Annotated in this window: 15 protein-coding genes and 1 pseudogene; 6 read left to right on the top strand and 10 right to left on the bottom strand. The window is 45.6% G+C overall.

What is annotated here, in order from left to right; all coding sequences use genetic code 11:
• Nucleotides 1-25: 25 nt before the first annotated feature.
• Nucleotides 26-1561, top strand: a complete 1536-nt coding sequence (locus tag LG272_RS10920) for a phospholipase D family protein (RefSeq protein ID WP_404408531.1) — start codon at nt 26-28, stop codon at nt 1559-1561.
• Nucleotides 1562-1570: 9 nt separating this feature from the next.
• Here LG272_RS10920 and LG272_RS10925 read toward each other — a convergent pair whose 3' ends face one another.
• Both LG272_RS10925 and cysC read right to left on the bottom strand, forming a co-directional pair.
• Nucleotides 1571-2584, bottom strand: coding sequence for a DHH family phosphoesterase (locus tag LG272_RS10925; RefSeq protein ID WP_404408533.1), 1014 nt, complete (start codon nt 2582-2584; stop codon nt 1571-1573).
• Nucleotides 2574-3173: an adenylyl-sulfate kinase gene (cysC, locus tag LG272_RS10930; protein ID WP_404408535.1), complete on the bottom strand. Its 600-nt coding sequence runs from the start codon at nt 3171-3173 to the stop codon at nt 2574-2576. Before cysC ends, LG272_RS10925 begins: the two co-directional genes overlap by 11 nt.
• 103 nt (nt 3174-3276) lie before the next feature.
• Here cysC and cysD point away from each other — a divergent pair, with 103 nt between their 5' ends.
• Together cysD and cysN are read left to right on the top strand one after the other, a co-directional pair.
• Nucleotides 3277-4179: a sulfate adenylyltransferase subunit CysD gene (gene cysD, locus LG272_RS10935; RefSeq protein ID WP_404408537.1), complete on the top strand. Its 903-nt coding sequence runs from the start codon at nt 3277-3279 to the stop codon at nt 4177-4179.
• On the top strand, nt 4179-5573 hold the full coding sequence (gene cysN / locus LG272_RS10940; protein ID WP_404408539.1) for a sulfate adenylyltransferase subunit CysN: 1395 nt from the start codon (nt 4179-4181) through the stop codon (nt 5571-5573). Before cysD ends, cysN begins: the two co-directional genes overlap by 1 nt.
• Nucleotides 5574-5597: 24 nt before the next feature.
• On the opposite strand, the gene LG272_RS10945 is transcribed toward cysN, so the two are convergent.
• Complete coding sequence (locus tag LG272_RS10945; RefSeq protein ID WP_404408541.1) at nt 5598-6104, bottom strand: hypothetical protein; 507 nt, start codon at nt 6102-6104, stop codon at nt 5598-5600.
• 427 nt (nt 6105-6531) lie between these two features.
• Nucleotides 6532-6711 (bottom strand): hypothetical protein, encoded by a 180-nt coding sequence (locus tag LG272_RS10950; protein WP_404408543.1) that lies wholly within the window; start codon nt 6709-6711, stop codon nt 6532-6534.
• A gap of 370 nt (nt 6712-7081) precedes the next feature.
• On the opposite strand from LG272_RS10950, the pseudogene LG272_RS10955 reads away from it, so the two are divergent.
• The 3 genes and pseudogenes from LG272_RS10955 (at nt 7082) to LG272_RS10965 (ending at nt 9347) form a co-directional block, all read left to right on the top strand.
• A pseudogene (locus LG272_RS10955) lies at nt 7082-8171 on the top strand (IS3 family transposase).
• A 214-nt stretch (nt 8172-8385) separates the two neighbouring features.
• A complete protein-coding gene (locus tag LG272_RS10960) occupies nt 8386-8949 on the top strand; it encodes a Panacea domain-containing protein (protein WP_404408545.1) in 564 nt (187 codons plus the stop codon).
• A gap of 17 nt (nt 8950-8966) precedes the next feature.
• Nucleotides 8967-9347, top strand: coding sequence for a hypothetical protein (locus LG272_RS10965; RefSeq protein ID WP_404408547.1), 381 nt, complete (start codon nt 8967-8969; stop codon nt 9345-9347).
• A gap of 17 nt (nt 9348-9364) precedes the next feature.
• Here the strand turns inward: LG272_RS10965 and LG272_RS10970 are convergent, their stop codons facing one another.
• From LG272_RS10970 to LG272_RS10995, 6 genes are all read right to left on the bottom strand, one after another.
• Nucleotides 9365-10300: a 5'-nucleotidase gene (locus LG272_RS10970; RefSeq protein WP_404408549.1), complete on the bottom strand. Its 936-nt coding sequence runs from the start codon at nt 10298-10300 to the stop codon at nt 9365-9367.
• A gap of 75 nt (nt 10301-10375) precedes the next feature.
• Entirely contained in the window at nt 10376-10846 is a 471-nt protein-coding gene (locus LG272_RS10975) for a hypothetical protein (RefSeq protein ID WP_404408551.1), read from the bottom strand.
• An 88-nt stretch (nt 10847-10934) separates the two neighbouring features.
• Nucleotides 10935-12338: a P-loop NTPase fold protein gene (locus tag LG272_RS10980; RefSeq protein WP_404408553.1), complete on the bottom strand. Its 1404-nt coding sequence runs from the start codon at nt 12336-12338 to the stop codon at nt 10935-10937.
• Between the two features lie 418 nt (nt 12339-12756).
• The gene (locus tag LG272_RS10985; RefSeq protein ID WP_404408555.1) at nt 12757-13716 is read right to left on the bottom strand and encodes an ATP-dependent Clp protease proteolytic subunit; all 960 of its coding nucleotides are present in this window, start codon (nt 13714-13716) and stop codon (nt 12757-12759) included.
• A 447-nt stretch (nt 13717-14163) separates the two neighbouring features.
• A complete protein-coding gene (locus LG272_RS10990; RefSeq protein ID WP_404408557.1) occupies nt 14164-14445 on the bottom strand; it encodes a hypothetical protein in 282 nt (93 codons plus the stop codon).
• 286 nt (nt 14446-14731) lie between these two features.
• Nucleotides 14732-15967 carry a hypothetical protein gene (locus LG272_RS10995; RefSeq protein WP_404408559.1) on the bottom strand — a complete coding sequence of 412 codons (1236 nt, stop codon included), beginning with the start codon at nt 15965-15967 and terminating at the stop codon, nt 14732-14734.
• Nucleotide 15968 lies beyond the last annotated feature (1 nt).

The following is a 15968-nucleotide window of genomic DNA, read 5'->3' on the forward strand; positions in this document are numbered from 1 at the left end:
ACATCCATGCTAACCGAGCATAGCTATGAACCGCATTCGTCACATTCTCGTAACGCTCACAAGCCTGTTGCTAATCAACCTGCAAGGCTGTGCCAGCCTGCCGGATCTCGCAGAGCGCAACGCCAGCTATGCCGTTCCCGCCAGTGACACAAGCAACACCGAACTGGGTACCGTCATCGCCCAACATAGCCAAGATACGCAAACGAACGCAGGTGTTGTTCTTCTCAGCGAAGCAAAAGCGGCGCTCGATGCGCGATTAATGCTTATTGAACATGCCGAGCAAAGCATCGACATTCAATACTATATTTGGCGCGATGATACGTCGGGTCAGATGATGACTGAAGCGTTGCAACGCGCAGCAAACCGCGGTGTGCGCATACGCCTACTGCTTGATGATTTTCATGCCAACGCAATCAGCGCATTGTTGCATCAGTTAAACGCTCATCCGAACATTCACGTTCGGTTAGTGAACCCTTTTATGCCACGGGGAGCAATTGTCTGGGGCTTTATCACCGATTTTGAACGAGCCAATCGACGCATGCACAATAAATCGCTCACAGCAGATAACCAAGCCTCGATTGTCGGTGGTCGCAATGTGGGAGATGATTATTTTCTGCGCGGCGAAAGCGATATTTTATTTTCAGATCTCGACCTTTTAGTCATCGGTGAAATTGTTAGCGCCATTTCCAACGACTTTGATACCTATTGGAATAGCAACGCCAGTTATCCGCTTGAGTTACTCGAACCCAATACAGCCAGCTCAGCACAAGCCTTCAGCCAAACCAGCTTCGACCCTGCGAAGTATCAACCACCACACGACCTCGAAGACTTTTTCAATACGCATGAAATGACCTGGGCCAACGCTATTTTGGTCAGCGATGCGCCCAATAAAGTACTCGGAATCATTGAAGAAGAGCAGCGTATTACCTACAAATTGAAAGAAGTGCTTGGCGTACCAGAAGAAGAAGTATTGATTATCTCACCGTACTTTATTCCCACCAAAGCCGGCGTAGAATCACTGCAGAATATAATTAATACAGGCGTACAAATGAGCGTGCTCACCAACGCCTTTGCAACCAATGACGTTGCCATTGTGCATTCGGGCTACGCGAAGTGGCGTAAACGATTGCTAAAAGCCGGTATCCGATTATTTGAATTGCGCCCCGCCGCCATTACAGGGCCATCTACTGAAGATGACGAAGACCCGACCTTTTCCAGTTCATCCGCCAGTAGCCTGCATGCGAAAACCTTTATTATCGATAGGCAGCGGGTATTTGTCGGGTCATTCAACTTTGACCCACGTTCGATAAATCTCAACACCGAACTCGGTTTAGTCGTACACAGCGATGAGCTGGGAAGCCGAATGGCCGAAGCATTCGAGCGAGATACACCAGTACAATCTTTCGAAGTCATTCTGTCGGATACCGGCGATCTCATATGGCTTGAGCGCGACGCCAACGGTAACATCACCAAGCGCCACACTACCGAGCCCGGCACCACCTGGTTTAACCGCCTCGCCATCCGCTTCTTCTCACTACTCCCCATCGACTCGTTTCTGTAGCCCGGCGTTTCACGCCGGGTGGCGCGAAGCGCCGTTATCCTCGCCGCCACCGTAATACCCACGGACAGCGCCAACAAACTCTTCCAGCGCATCAACCGGCAACGCATTTACCCCACCAGCGCCAGCGCGCCCGCCACCATCAAACCGCGCACAGATATCCCCAGCGCCCTCAAGCCGAACCTTCGGTGCCCTTAAGCTCACGGTCAGCGTGGCGCCATCGGCGTTCGGCGTCGCAATCACAATCGCTTGCGATGGATTAGCATGCGCCAAATCATTCCCCAAGGTGCCACTAATGCGGCGCGCCCACGCTTCAGCAGGCAGCATCACCGCACGCACCACATCATCACAAGCCACCACATCAGCTGCTGCAGCCAACGCCATATCTTCAGCAAAGCCACGACGCAACACCGCAAACGGTGCATCAGCCGCCGAGTCAGCCACGGCGGCCAACGGCGAATCGTAAATCATCAACGCCCGAAACAAATCTTCCGGCGCATAATGCAAGTCGTCCACCGAGGCGCCGTAGCCGTTGTAATTCGCCAACACGCCCAGTTCGCGTAATGCAGAAACCTCAGCAGCAGACAACCCTAATGCGGCACATTCAGCCTCGGCAACATGATTCAAACTATCACCAAACGCCGCCGCCACCGCCCACAACCGCTGACGCCCCTCTAAATAAGAATTCATCAGCAGCCCAGTACAAACAGTCGGCGCAAAATCAATCAAGCATTGCAAACGCTCGTGCTCAAACAGCGTGCGCGCTTGATGATGATCGCAATAAAACACTGAAGCCCCCTGCGACAGAATCCGTCGCAAGTCGTCGGTATTTTTATCAAAAGAAATATCCAAAGCATGCACCACGGCGTCGCGAGCCTGATCATCGCTCACCCGCGCCAGCAACGCATTGTCGCGCTTCACGCCGCTAATCAACATCTGCGAATCTGCAGCAACCGGAAACACTTTACGCAGCTGAATTAAAGAGAAAATACCATCGGCATCGCCATTAAATACATCAACGTACATTCAGCACCCCACGTGCCACCAGCGCCTGCACCACCTGCTCCGCCGCCTCTTCTACGCTCAGCGAAGCTGTGCGCAGATGCACTTCCGGCGCCGCCGGCGGTTCATACGGCGAACTAATGCCAGTAAAATGCGGAATCTCGCCCGCGCGAGCTTTCTTATATAGCCCTTTCGGGTCGCGCTGCTCACACACCTCTAGCGGCGTATCGACAAACACTTCAATAAAGTCAGCAGAAGCCAACGAGCGAGCCTGCGCCCGGTCCGTCACAAACGGCGAAATAAATGCGGTGCCGACAATTAGCCCGGCATCGGTCATTAAGTTTGCGACTTCGGTAATGCGACGAATATTCTCAACGCGCGAGGCATCATCAAAGCCCAAATCTTTGTTCAGGCCGTAGCGCACATTGTCGCCGTCCAGCACATAACTGTGGCAACCGCGCTCAAACAGCTTTCTATCCACCGCGTTGGCAATGGTGCTCTTGCCCGAGCCCGACAAGCCGGTATACCAAAGCACGCATGGTTTGTGGCCTTTTAGCGCCGCGCGTTCCGCAGCCGAAACCGAGGCCTCATGCCAGACAATATTTGTAGTCATTCGTAACGTCCTTTTGTTACCTCATAGCCCGATACTACAACATAACCCAAACATCGGGGTAGCCCACTTCCACAACAATGCCACATAAGATAAACTCAAGCGCATGAACCAAATCACCCACCTACAACAACTCGAAGCCGAAGCCATTCACGTGATGCGTGAGGTGGTGGCTGAACTGCGCAATCCGGTGATGTTGTACTCGGTGGGCAAAGACAGCTCGGTGCTGCTGCACATTGCGCGCAAAGCCTTTGCACCAGGCAAAATTCCATTCCCGCTGCTACATGTTGACACCACCTGGAAATTCAAAGAAATGATTGAATTTCGTGACCGCATGGCAGCGAAGCACGGCTTTGAACTCATCACGCACACGAACCCCGACGGCATTAGTCAAGGCATCGGCCCGTTCAGCCACGGCAGCGCCATACACACCGACGTGATGAAAACCCAAGCGCTCAAACAAGCTCTCACCAAATACCAGTTTGATGCCGCGTTTGGCGGTGCCCGACGTGATGAAGAAAAATCGCGGGCGAAAGAGCGCATTTATAGTTTTCGCGACAAAAACCATCGCTGGGACCCAAAGAATCAACGCCCGGAGCTCTGGAACATCTACAACGGCAAAGTGCATCCGCAAGAGAGCATTCGCGTGTTCCCGCTGAGCAATTGGACGGAGCTGGACATCTGGCAGTACATCTACCTCGAAAATATCGAAATTCCTCAGCTGTATTTTGCTAAGCCGCGCCCGGTTGTGAAACGCAGTGGCACCTTGATCATGGTCGATGACGAACGTATGCCGCTCGAAAAAAACGAAACGCCAGAACTCAAAACTGTGCGCTTTCGCACCCTCGGTTGCTATCCATTGACCGGCGCCATTGAATCCACCGCCGCCACCTTGCCGGAAATTATCGAAGAGATGTTGCTCAGCACCACCTCGGAGCGCCAAGGCCGCGTGATTGATAATGACGCCAACAGCTCCATGGAAAAGAAGAAAATGGAAGGGTATTTCTGATGCAAGCAGCCAAAACACAAGCGCCAGATATCCTCACCTACCTCAAGCAGCATGAGCAAAAAGAGCTGCTGCGGTTTATTACGTGTGGCAGCGTGGATGACGGCAAAAGTACCCTCATCGGCCGTTTGCTGCACGACAGTAAAAAAATCTACGAAGATCAGCTCGCTGCCATCACCAACAATAAAACCCAGCAGCTCGATTTAGCAAACCTCGTCGATGGCCTACAGTCAGAGCGCGAGCAAGGCATCACCATTGACGTGGCGTATCGGTATTTTAGTACCGACAAGCGCAAGTTCATCATTGCCGACACGCCGGGCCATGAGCAGTACACCCGCAACATGGCAACCGGCGCCAGCACCAGCGAGCTCGCTATTATCTTGATTGATGCCAGCAAAGGCGTACAAACCCAGACCAAGCGCCACAGTTATATCGTCAGCTTGCTCGGCATTAAGCACGCCATTGTGGCCATAAACAAAATTGATTTAATCAACTACGACCAAGCCCGTTACAAAGCCATTCAAGACGATTATTTGAAGCTTGCTGGTCAGCTCGATATTCCCGATATCCATTTCGTGCCGATTAGCGCACTCGAAGGCGATAACGTGGTGCACAAAAGCGCCAACACGCCGTGGTTCCGCGGCCGCACACTAATGGAATATCTCGAAACACTTGAGATTAATCGCGACGGCGATCACAGCGATTTCCGCTTCTCGGTGCAGTACGTGAACCGAGTAAACACCGCTGAAACACCCAACTTTCGAGGTTACGCGGGCACCATTGCCTCAGGCATCGTTAAAACAGGCGATACCATTCGCGTGTTGCCATCGGGCAAAATCTCCACCATCAAAAGTATTTACACCTTCGACGGTGAAATCAGCCAAGCGCAAGCACCGCAAGCAGTCACGCTGACCCTGAATGACGAAATTGATATTAGTCGTGGGGATATGATTGTTGAGAAGAACGCCATGCCGCATATGTCCAGCCGGCTGCGTGCAAAAATGGTGTGGTTAAATGAAGACGGCCTCGTGCCGTATAAAGAATATTACTTGAAGATGGGTAGCAAGTTGACTACCTGTGTGGTGGAAAACGTACGTTATCGCGTGGATGTGAACACCTTAGAAGAAGCCGACGCCGAAACCTTAGTGCTTAATGAAATTGGCTTAGTGGATGTGAATGTGCACGAGCGCGTAGTTTTCGACAAGTATCGCATCAACCGCAGCACCGGCGCTTTCATACTCATCGACAAACTCACCAACGCCACCGTTGGCGCCGGCATGGTGCATCAGCCGCTAACCGATCAAACCGCCGCCCCCGGCGAAGTCAGCGAATTCGAGAAAAACCTCAACACCTACGTGCGGAAACACTTCCCGCACTGGGGCGCGAAGGAAGTGTAGCCCGGCCCAACGTAGCCCGGCGTTCTACGCCGGGTGGCGCGAAGCGCCGTAATGATCATTCTCACGATTCAATTGCAAAGCCGCGAATGCCGCTTCACGAATCGCATCATCTTCAATAACAGTCCCGACTTGCTCAAGCGCCTCAATCACCGTCGCAAGCCTGAAAATCTGGGTATTACCAACACAGGTAACCGCATGAACGCCCAGTTGTCTTTCATGAATGATAGTTTGAATACGTTGTCGAGAAACATCGTAAAATTTAGCTATATCCGTTGGTCCCACATAGTCAGGCTTTGCTTCCAAAATTCGTGCTTGTGGGAGTGCGGTCAGAATTTGCTGTTTCGCAGAAGCCAATGCATTAAGTGCTGAATGCTCCTCACGACTAAATTCAATCAGTATCTCTCCTACACGACTATGACGAACCAATGCATCATCACAGCCTGCCTCGTATAGCCGATCATCAATTTCATCTCGACTCAACTGACACGCAGAAACATCAAATCGCAAACTGAACTCATAATTTTTCATCATCTGCTTGCCTCTGCATAACGAATTGCAGCTTCAATATCTTGGGATGCATGTTTTCTTCGGTTGGCCATAAGATAGTTCCTTTATCAGTCATTGTCAATTGACAACGGGCATGGCTTCGTTAATCATGTGTGAGAAAAACTCGTCGTAGACTTACTTGGGTTTAAATTTTCAATTTAACTTTAAGAATAGTGTTTGAACCGGCTTTAATCAAAACCATTAAATGCCCTCGACCGAAAATTGTATTTTTGACGTTTTTGGTTGCTTTTCATCCGCTTAGAATCAGAAAGCTCTAACCATCGTGAAAATGGACTATGAATAACCGCCGCTAACTCGCCATGATCAAATTCGCATTCATGTAGATTTTTAAGAAGTGAAAACTTACTGATAGCTGTCGTTCCATGACAATCATCCTTGTGGTTAAGTTGCTTTAACCTTCCTGAGCTACCAAGTCGTAATAGGCCTGCTCTAACGTTTTTTGTATTTCGTCGACCGTCATTGGCCCCGTCAACACAACCACATCATCGCTGTCGTTGCCTTCGACAGCTTCAGTCATTCGGGCTAGGTCGAATGAATAGTTTGATGTGTTGTTTCCTTTGGTGTCCGTCATACGGATACGCTCCTTCAGGCTTTGGTTCTTAAGCGGCCTGTAATGATAGTACCTGAACAAAATTTATTCAATTTTAAAGGGGTGCAGAGCCTGGTCCGGTCTCGGGTCTGCCCCCCCTCCACCAAACCACAAACCACGCGACACGATATGTCGCACCCATTCCCAACACACACCTACCAAATCTCATAATCACATTGAAACAACCACATTCATAAACTATGAACTAAATATGACTTAACCAGCTACCAATCTAGGAGCAACACAAATTGGAACTTGAAACCTTTAACCAGCAAATGTCATGTAATCCCCCCGAAAAATCGGAGCAGTTATAAGTAGAAAATTCCGTTAAACTAAAACGAAGGAGTTTTCTATGCGCAAATCACGATACACAGACAGTCAGATCTTAGCGATTCTGAAACAAAACGAGAGCGGTGTTCCCGTTCCAGAGCTTTGCCGTGAGCACGGTATGAGCTCAGCTCAATTTTATAAATGGCGCGCCAAGTTTGGTGGCATGGACGCATCAATGATGAAGCGTCTCAAAGAGCTTGAGGACGAAAATAAGCGTCTCAAGAAAATGTATGCCGAAGAGCGACTCAAGGCTGAGATCCGCAAGGAGGCCCTTGAGGGAAAGTTGTAAAGCCATCTCAGCGCAAGGAGATGGCGCAAGCTGCCATTCAACGTCATGGTATTAGCGTTCGTTTTGCCTGTGTTTGTATGGGCATTAGTACGAGCTGCTACCACTATCAAAGCAAACTCAGCGATGAAAATGCTGTGATTGCTGATTGGTTGCTGCGCTTAACCACGGCGCACAAGCGCTGGGGTTTTGGTTTGTGCTTTTTGCACTTGCGAAACGTGAAAGGGTTTCCATGGAACCACAAACGCGTGTATCGCATTTATCGCGAGCTAGAGCTGAACTTACGAATCAAACCCAAGCGTCGCCTGCGACGTGACAAACCGGACGCTTTAAGCGTGCCAACCGCAATGAATCAAGTCTGGTCGATGGACTTTATGTCCGATAGTTTGTGGTCGATGGTCGTTCACTGCGAACATTTAACGTCATCGACGATTACAACCGCGAAGGGTTAACCATTGAAGTCGATCTGTCGCTGCCAAGTGCCCGGGTTATTCGCGCCTTAGAGCAAGTGATTGAATGGCGGGGAAAACCTGAGGCGATACGTTGCGACAATGGCCCAGAATATTTGTCAAGCGAGCTGATTAACTGGGCTGAAAAACATCAAATTACGATGCTCTATATTCAACCAGGTAAACCGACTCAGAATGCCTATGTTGAACGATTTAATCGAACAGTACGGCATGAATGGCTCGATTTACACCTGTTTGAAAGCGTAGAACATGCACAAGAACTTGCCACTCAGTGGCTTTGGCTTTATAACAACGAACGGCCTAACACGGCCATCGGAGGCATTCCGCCCAAACAATTAACGCAAGCGGTTCATTAATTCTACGAATAACTGCTGCTTAAAATGGGGGGATTACATAGGACATCGCCTCTAGTGAAAAACAAACGCGCATGGTGTATAATTTGTAGCCATAAATGAAACAGAACCCTTTAACTAAATAGCATCGAGGCGCCAATTGAACATTAAGCGAACTATCGAATTAGCAGGTAGACTAATCACAGCTGCGGGCGGAGAACTGAATATTTTGAAGCTAATGAAGCTTCTTTATATCAGTGATCGATATGCGCTGAACGAATATGCTCAACCATTGACGTTTGACCGATATGTATCGATGAACCATGGGCCCGTGCTTAGTACAACCTATGATTTAATGAATGGCTGCGCAATACCTGAACTTCAAGAGCAATGGGACAACTGCTTCGAGCAACGCCAAAATCATTCAATCAAACTTCGAGAAAATTGTGATTTAACAACCACAGATATGATTATTCAGACTGTTGACATCGTTTGGCGCGAGTACTCGCATATGTCGCCTTGGTCTTTAGTCGAATACACTCATGCTAACTTCGAGGAGTGGACGGATCCCAAAGGTAGTTCACAACCGATTCAAATGCACAACTTACTTCAACAATTAGGATACGACTCTGGCGAAGCTGAATCAATCGCTGAGGGTATCAGAAGTGAACACCCTCAATTTAACGTACTTAATCTTGCACGTTTGCAAAGAACAGTTCACGAGCCTGTACTAGAATTATCGCCGGCTGATAATCGCGAAACGTTGCGTAAAAAAATTCTAGACTTCGCGAACTCAAACTAGCCGACGGAAATGACAGGATGTCAAATAACAAAGTAACTCTTGGTAAGTTATTCGCTCAGCAATTCGGTAATTTCCCACCCGATGATCAAGACAAAATTCTTGATTTCATTGAACATTATCAAAGCTATGGTTTCTCAGGATTATGCGGAAAAAATGTTCCTTCAACCCGAATACCTCCGGAAACCGACAACTTCGAAGAACTTTACAGCTTCGCACAATTTTACGCGCTTTGGCATTACCACATAGGCATACCAACATACGAAACCAGCTACTTTGAACAATACCTAACATCGGAGTGGCTACTACATTATCGGCGAATGCAACGCACAGAAATTCGGTTGGTTGATTTATCGTACCACCCTCCATTTCGAATGCCTACTGAAGAGTATATGCTATGATACTTACAATTGAGAGGCTAATCTATTTTGCTATTAGCAATGCCGAAAGGAATATGTACGGATGGTAAAATTGATGCCGACGCTTCTAAATGACTTAACTGATCATCAAAGAAAATATGCGGTTTCAATATATTCAAAATCTTTGCTTTCTCAACTCCACCAAGAAAAAATGCCTCATTTACTGTAATACCCCATTCCCGCATCGTATTAATAACACGCTTATGTGATGGTGCGTTTCTGGCTGTAACTATTGAAACTTTTAGTCGAGCTTTGTAAGTCGAATCGGAAGATTCACGAGCAGCCTCAATTTCTTGGATTGCCGAGATCCTGTCGAGAAATTTTTTAAGTGGTCCAGGATTATGTGTGATTTCAGATTTTTTAGTTTCATGAGCGTGAAACTTTTCTAATTTATTCGTCGTTTTGAAGACAGTTTCTGCCTCATCGTCTGCGAGAACACCATCGAAATCGAAAGCTATCCGAAGCTCATCATCAGCCAATATATCTTTTACATCACCTTGTAATATTTGCCCTGCGGGATAGCCGGCCATTGTCGCTTGCACTACATCTTGTTTATTTGCAGAAAGAAAAAGCTCTATGTCGAACGCTTCAATATAGGTGTGGGGCGATTTGCCTTGCAAAAATACAGCCCGAGTAATCCCTAATCCATAATGCTCAATCGAGTTCATAACCCTTAAACCCGTATCAGGGTCATTTCGCGACAATAGCACTACTTCAACAAGTGGGTCGTCAATTTGTAATTCATTTAATTTTAGTAAACGCCTTACAAATGGAAAAGCGACTCCTTTCCCCAACGTCACGTGCTGATTTTCACGCTGATATTCGCGATATTTTTCTTCACCTTGCGTTCTGAATATCTGGTCAGATTCATCTAAATTAAAAAGTGCGCTCGATGAAATTCCGACCACTAGTCGCTTGGTTAAATCATAAGGCATCACTTTCTCCAAGAGTCTAGACAATGGCCCCGCTAATCAATTACTGCAAAAGTGGTTGTCTATCAATATCGTTAATTATCGCAACAAAAAATACATAAAAGCAAAAATAAAACCTATCAAAAAAGTCCCACTAAACAAAACTCTAAAACATGCAGTATATTTCGGTGCCTGAGTTAGCCACCCTACTTTGGCGGTAATGTCCTCACTTGAAAATATGTTTGCATAAAATACTCCCTCCGATTTCTCATGCTCCGATAAAACTGCATTTTCAATTTCAATGAGCTTCGACTCAGCATGATGTATCAGTTCTCTCGTTCTATTATCCAATCCCCCAAAAACCATGGCTACGATACAAATCGAAAAACCCAATATTGACAAATAAGGCGATGCAGACCATGCATCAGCTTTTAGTTGCTCTACTAAGAGTGCGAAAAGTACACCTTGCACAACAAGAAAAAAATTGAAGGTTTTTAGACGCTGATTCGCATGTAGTTCGAAATATCGCCAGCAAATATCATACTGATACTCAGTAGAGGCTATTTTCATGTCCTTTCCTAATTTGTTGTAACTAACACTTAAACCTAAGATCAGGAGCGTTATCAGCCCTCGTTTTCTTGAAAAGAAAAACCTTCACTCATTCAAGTAAAGTCGCATTCTCTAATATCGCCTGATACTCACTCACACTAAGGTGGTCTCTATTCTGTGGCTGATAGACGATTGCAATCTTGCGGTAAATATCATGATCTCTGGGAGGGTACTTGCCACTTCTGCTTCCATAAGCCTGCAGTTCTTGCATCACTGTGAGACTAGTAATTTCACCGTTTAATGCTTTCTGTCTATCCGTTAATAATGATTTCAAATTTGTCGTACACGTTCTCTGCTTTTCCTCGTAAACTGTCACTTCAATTCTAGACAACCCATTGAGAAGTCCCGAACGGTAGAACACTTTACCTTCATTGAATACACTATCTAAAAGAGTTTTATCACAATTCCCCATAATCAGCGCTAAAATCGTAAATAGTGGATCAAACGATTTTTGTTTATGCTCAACTTGCAAAATAAAAAGCTGGAATCGCGCGACAGTCTTTTCAATTTCCCGAAGCGAAACATTGAAATGCCGAAATAATGCACAAACAGCTACGATTAAACTATCATTTTCACAAATTGGGGTTACTAGATCTTTTGCCACATCGAATAATTTAGGGAATCCAATCGACTCAATAAATGGTCGAATATCACGGTCCGGCAACTTATAACTATCATCAAAAAAACGCGACAAATAAGTTCTAGCATCAAATCCCTGTCCGTATATCGCACAAATAGAATGCGCTAATTGTTCGGTATCGGTTGCGATAACAAATACAAATTCAGGCACATCAAAAAGGTGCTTTACCGTCTCCAATAATTCAATTGCATAGGTTGGCCGACATCTATCAAGCTCATCAATAAATATAAAGAATGGCTTTTCCTTGTTTTTCTCTGGCTCCAGCTCACGCAGGTAATTTTTAAATGAAGAAATCGCTTCTCTTTGTTGCTCGAAGCTTTGTAATAGTACTTCCGTTGCTTTTTCTGTAGACGAAGCAAGAAAATCCGCTTCAATTTTTTCCCCTAAGCTTTCAGCGTCAAAACCAATATATTTTTTGACAAATCCACTCACGAGGTTTGGCAAACCCGCTTTAGCCATAGCCCCAATAATCTTCAATTGGCTTAGCTTGTCACTTAACCGCGGAACCTGCTTTTTAATCTCTGAAATGACAGTTAACAGTGGATCATCTGAATAGTCGTATTTCCAAGCATCAACGTAAACCACATCAAAATGAGCATCTAACGTTTGTACCCAACGTTTAATAAAGTAGGTTTTGCCGCTTCCCCACTTCGAGTTTATGTTAAGCACATAGCTTCGTTGTAGCGATCGTTCACAAAGATATTTAGTCAATAATTCAGCATATTGAGATCGTCTAAGTGTGTCAGCCGGAAAGTTTTGTTCCTCGATTTGTTGCGAGGCACTCCAGTCAAAATTCATTTCTTCGTTCGCCACAACTTCACTTTACCTCTCGAATATTACTAATCCGTTTCTAAGCACAACTATACATGCATACCTACTAAAAACTCTTACCCATACTACATTTGTACATACGATTCTGAACTAAATATTCAGAAAATTAACTCCAGAACTGAATATTGCGGGCATGACGTAATGGATAACAAGGTTCGTACACGCTATGAGCGTAGCCTCAGGCTACTGTACCTAATGGCTCCGAAATGCAAAGCTGCATACTTCTTTGATAAAGTGAAAAATCAAATTGATATCGCAGAAATAACGCCCGACGGCTTTCCTGATATTTTGAGAAAGATTTCGAAGAGGTGTCACCTTCCCCCTACATTGTGATTAATTGACAAATAGCTCCCTTTGATGGTGCAAAAAGCAACATTATGAACGTCAAAACGAAGACTTTTTAATTAGACTTCTTACGTTCAGAAACATTGATTTTGTCATCTATGCCACCGACGTGCCAGAGGTAACTATTCTTCATAACACGTAACCATATTGCTAGATGGTTGTATACACGAAAAACTTCATTCGCAAACTTATATTCATTTGACTCCCGCTGAATAATCGACTCTCCTAAAAGTGAGTTACATTCGTCAATATCAATAACAAAGCCATGATCTTTGTAATGATTAACAAAATGGTTAGCTAATTTTTTCGCATCTTGGTCTTTCGGTAGTAACTTACCAGTCAGTAGTCTTTCGGCATACTGCGCAGCGGATTCAGAGACTCTCTCAAAATAGCCAACGTCCTTTAGATCTAGTGTTTTAGTCAAGTACAGAGCAAACATTTCAGAACTTTGTGGGTAATCACTCAAAATTTCAGCAAACTTTAGGAGAGCATTTGAAAGTCCCAATGCTGGATAGCCGTTAATTTGTGGGTCTATTGGCCCCAGCTCACTCATTAGGCCCATGTGAATTTGATCTGCGCCAAGAGTGATTAATGTTGCCGCTGACTTAGCCTTTCGTGGAACTGCCACGACGAAATTATCTTTGCTTAAACTTTTACAAGTCTTACTTATTAAATACGCAGGTTCGATTTTGCCGCCGCTCGAATGAACTATTAACAATATGTCTTTATCGTCTCGCGCATGTCTTGCTACTTCATAAAGTTTATTGGCATGGAAACTGTCTATTGGGTCATATTCATCAAATAAAAATAAAATTATGTAATTACTGATACTGTATTCAACCACGAGCTCTTTTAAGTAGTTTTGAACTCGACCAAGCACGTCTTCGAATTCCAACTCTTTGAGTGCAGAAAAGATATCGTCATTATTTTTGAAATCAAAAATGCTTCTAGGTTTTTGTTCGACAGAAGCTGACTGAGCTTCCGTATCAGACATATTTTTAGGCTTCTTGGCCATAATCATCTCCACCTAACAATGACACATCATAATTACTTAGGATGTCAATTTAAGATGTAATCAAGAGTCAAATTTCTTGCTCGGTTCAAGGGGTGCCCCTCTTTTCTTCACGACGTTTAACTGCTCTGTATATGAAAGCTTTTCCCGTGAAACCAAAACGCTTATTGCATTACACACGAAACTTAACGGTGCCACCGCATTGGACATTAAACCACCTACCAAATGTCATATTTAGCTCAACGTGCGACATCAAGTGTCGCTACTAGAAGCTTCCGATTCATAATATGGTTTAACTGTTGGGAAGGAGAGAAGTATGGAGGGATATTCACTGGGGAACAATACTATGCCCACTGGTGCGGTATTCCGTAACAAGGACGCGCAAATCCTAACAAGCCTAGGTACTCACGAATTATTTGCAGAGGGCCCAAATCAGCAATGCAACCTTTATCAAAGTTTGTTACAGACTTTAGCAACCTGGCAGCCAAGTCCCATCGCCGCAAAGGCGACCCCTGCTAAAGCAAATATAATGGCTCGGTTAGTATAAATGAGATAGTTATAAGCATCTCCGCCAACTATCTTATTAGAGTAGCCAGGCTCTTGGTAACCAAGTATGAACGCATAAATGAGCATGCCTATCGATATCAAATAGCACAATAAGCTAACAGAGCCATGGGAATCTGAATTGCTTTGGTCTGAATCTTGATTCCATCCAGACTTCTTATCTTCCATTTTATACTCCCTATTTTATGATGGCTTAAATCGATAAATGTTTGTCAACTTCAAATACCACGAAATTAAATCTTATGTTTATATATTAAACACTTATAAGCTGTTTGGTAGGTGTTTATACATGAACGATATCGACTAATCAAAAATAAATTGAACGAAATTTAGGTTAGCGCCAGTGCCTTTTCATTGAAGATAAAGTTTGAATCTAACGTGGCATAACGTCAATTATCGAAGAGCCCCACATTTCAATGAGGGTGCGGAGTAAGGACTGCACCCCACCTCTAGCCTATTCAGCGCGCATAGCCGCCAGCTTCTTCCGGTCAACATCACACAGCACAGCCACCTTATCGGCAACCAGCGCCTCGTAATCAGCACCAAGCGTAACCTTCTGCCCACGATACGAAGCATCGCGCCCAACCGCTAAACAGTAGCTAACATACAATTGACGGGCGTACTCTTCTTGAAACAGATAATGCTTTTGCAAAATGCTCAACTCAGAATCTGAGCTCACCACATCTCGAATCAGCTCATTCAATGTTGTGCGCGCATCAATAGCGCGTTTCATGTAGTCCAATGCAAAGTCGTACTTTTCGCCCAGAGTCACAGCCCGAGCAAAATACAGTCGCGCTTGGTTAAACAGAATATAACCGCGCCACATAGGGTCATCTTGTGAGTGACTCAATGCCCGCTCGAATGATTCATCAGCAAGCGCAACATAGCGCTTCAGCTTCTCCATCTCATAAGCTGACAAAGCACGTGTCGCTGCAATGCCCTTTTTCAACGACGCCACATCAAGCTCATCTTTATTACCAAACAAGCCTACCGCTAAACGGCGATAATGTAGCCCAAGATAATTATAATAAACCGTCACACTCACCGGGTTACGCAACACCGGCCCACGAACCTTCAACAAGCCGGTGGAGGCCGTTTTATTGTGAACAATAAGCCCTTGGTACTCGCAAACCGCTTCAAACAGCTTCGCCGCCTGTTGAATCTGTATGGAATTGCCTTTGCTAATTGATTGGAAATCGGCGGCCTTGGTTTTCATATCCGTAATCATGGTAGCGATACTCGCCTTGGCGGCCTCATCACTATTCGCATTCATTGCTGGAAACAGCACCAAGATATCGATCATGGATTGCAGGGTATCGGCGAAATCCACTCCGGTATTCGACTGCTGCGCCAGCTTGGTTTGCATTTCGCTAATAATGGCGCTGCGCAACGATGCTTCGGTGGTTTGCGGATAAGTCTCGATAAATTCAGGCATGGAAGTCACATAGTGCTCGTTATCGAGAATGTTACCTTCCATTTTGGTGATGTTGTTAACGCTGTCTATAGAGATATAGGTTTGCAGTGCAATAAACAGCGCCACCAACGAAATCACGCCCGACAACACCGCGACGGTGAATGAAGTGATATCCACCTGACCGGAGTCATGCAGCCATACGGCTAGGGCAAAGCCTAGCAGTAATGCCAGCAGAACAGTGACGATGTAGATTGCTTGTTTGCGGGATATTTTCATT

Source organism: Pseudidiomarina marina, from assembly GCF_044807045.1.
Classification (GTDB): domain Bacteria; phylum Pseudomonadota; class Gammaproteobacteria; order Enterobacterales; family Alteromonadaceae; genus Pseudidiomarina; species Pseudidiomarina marina.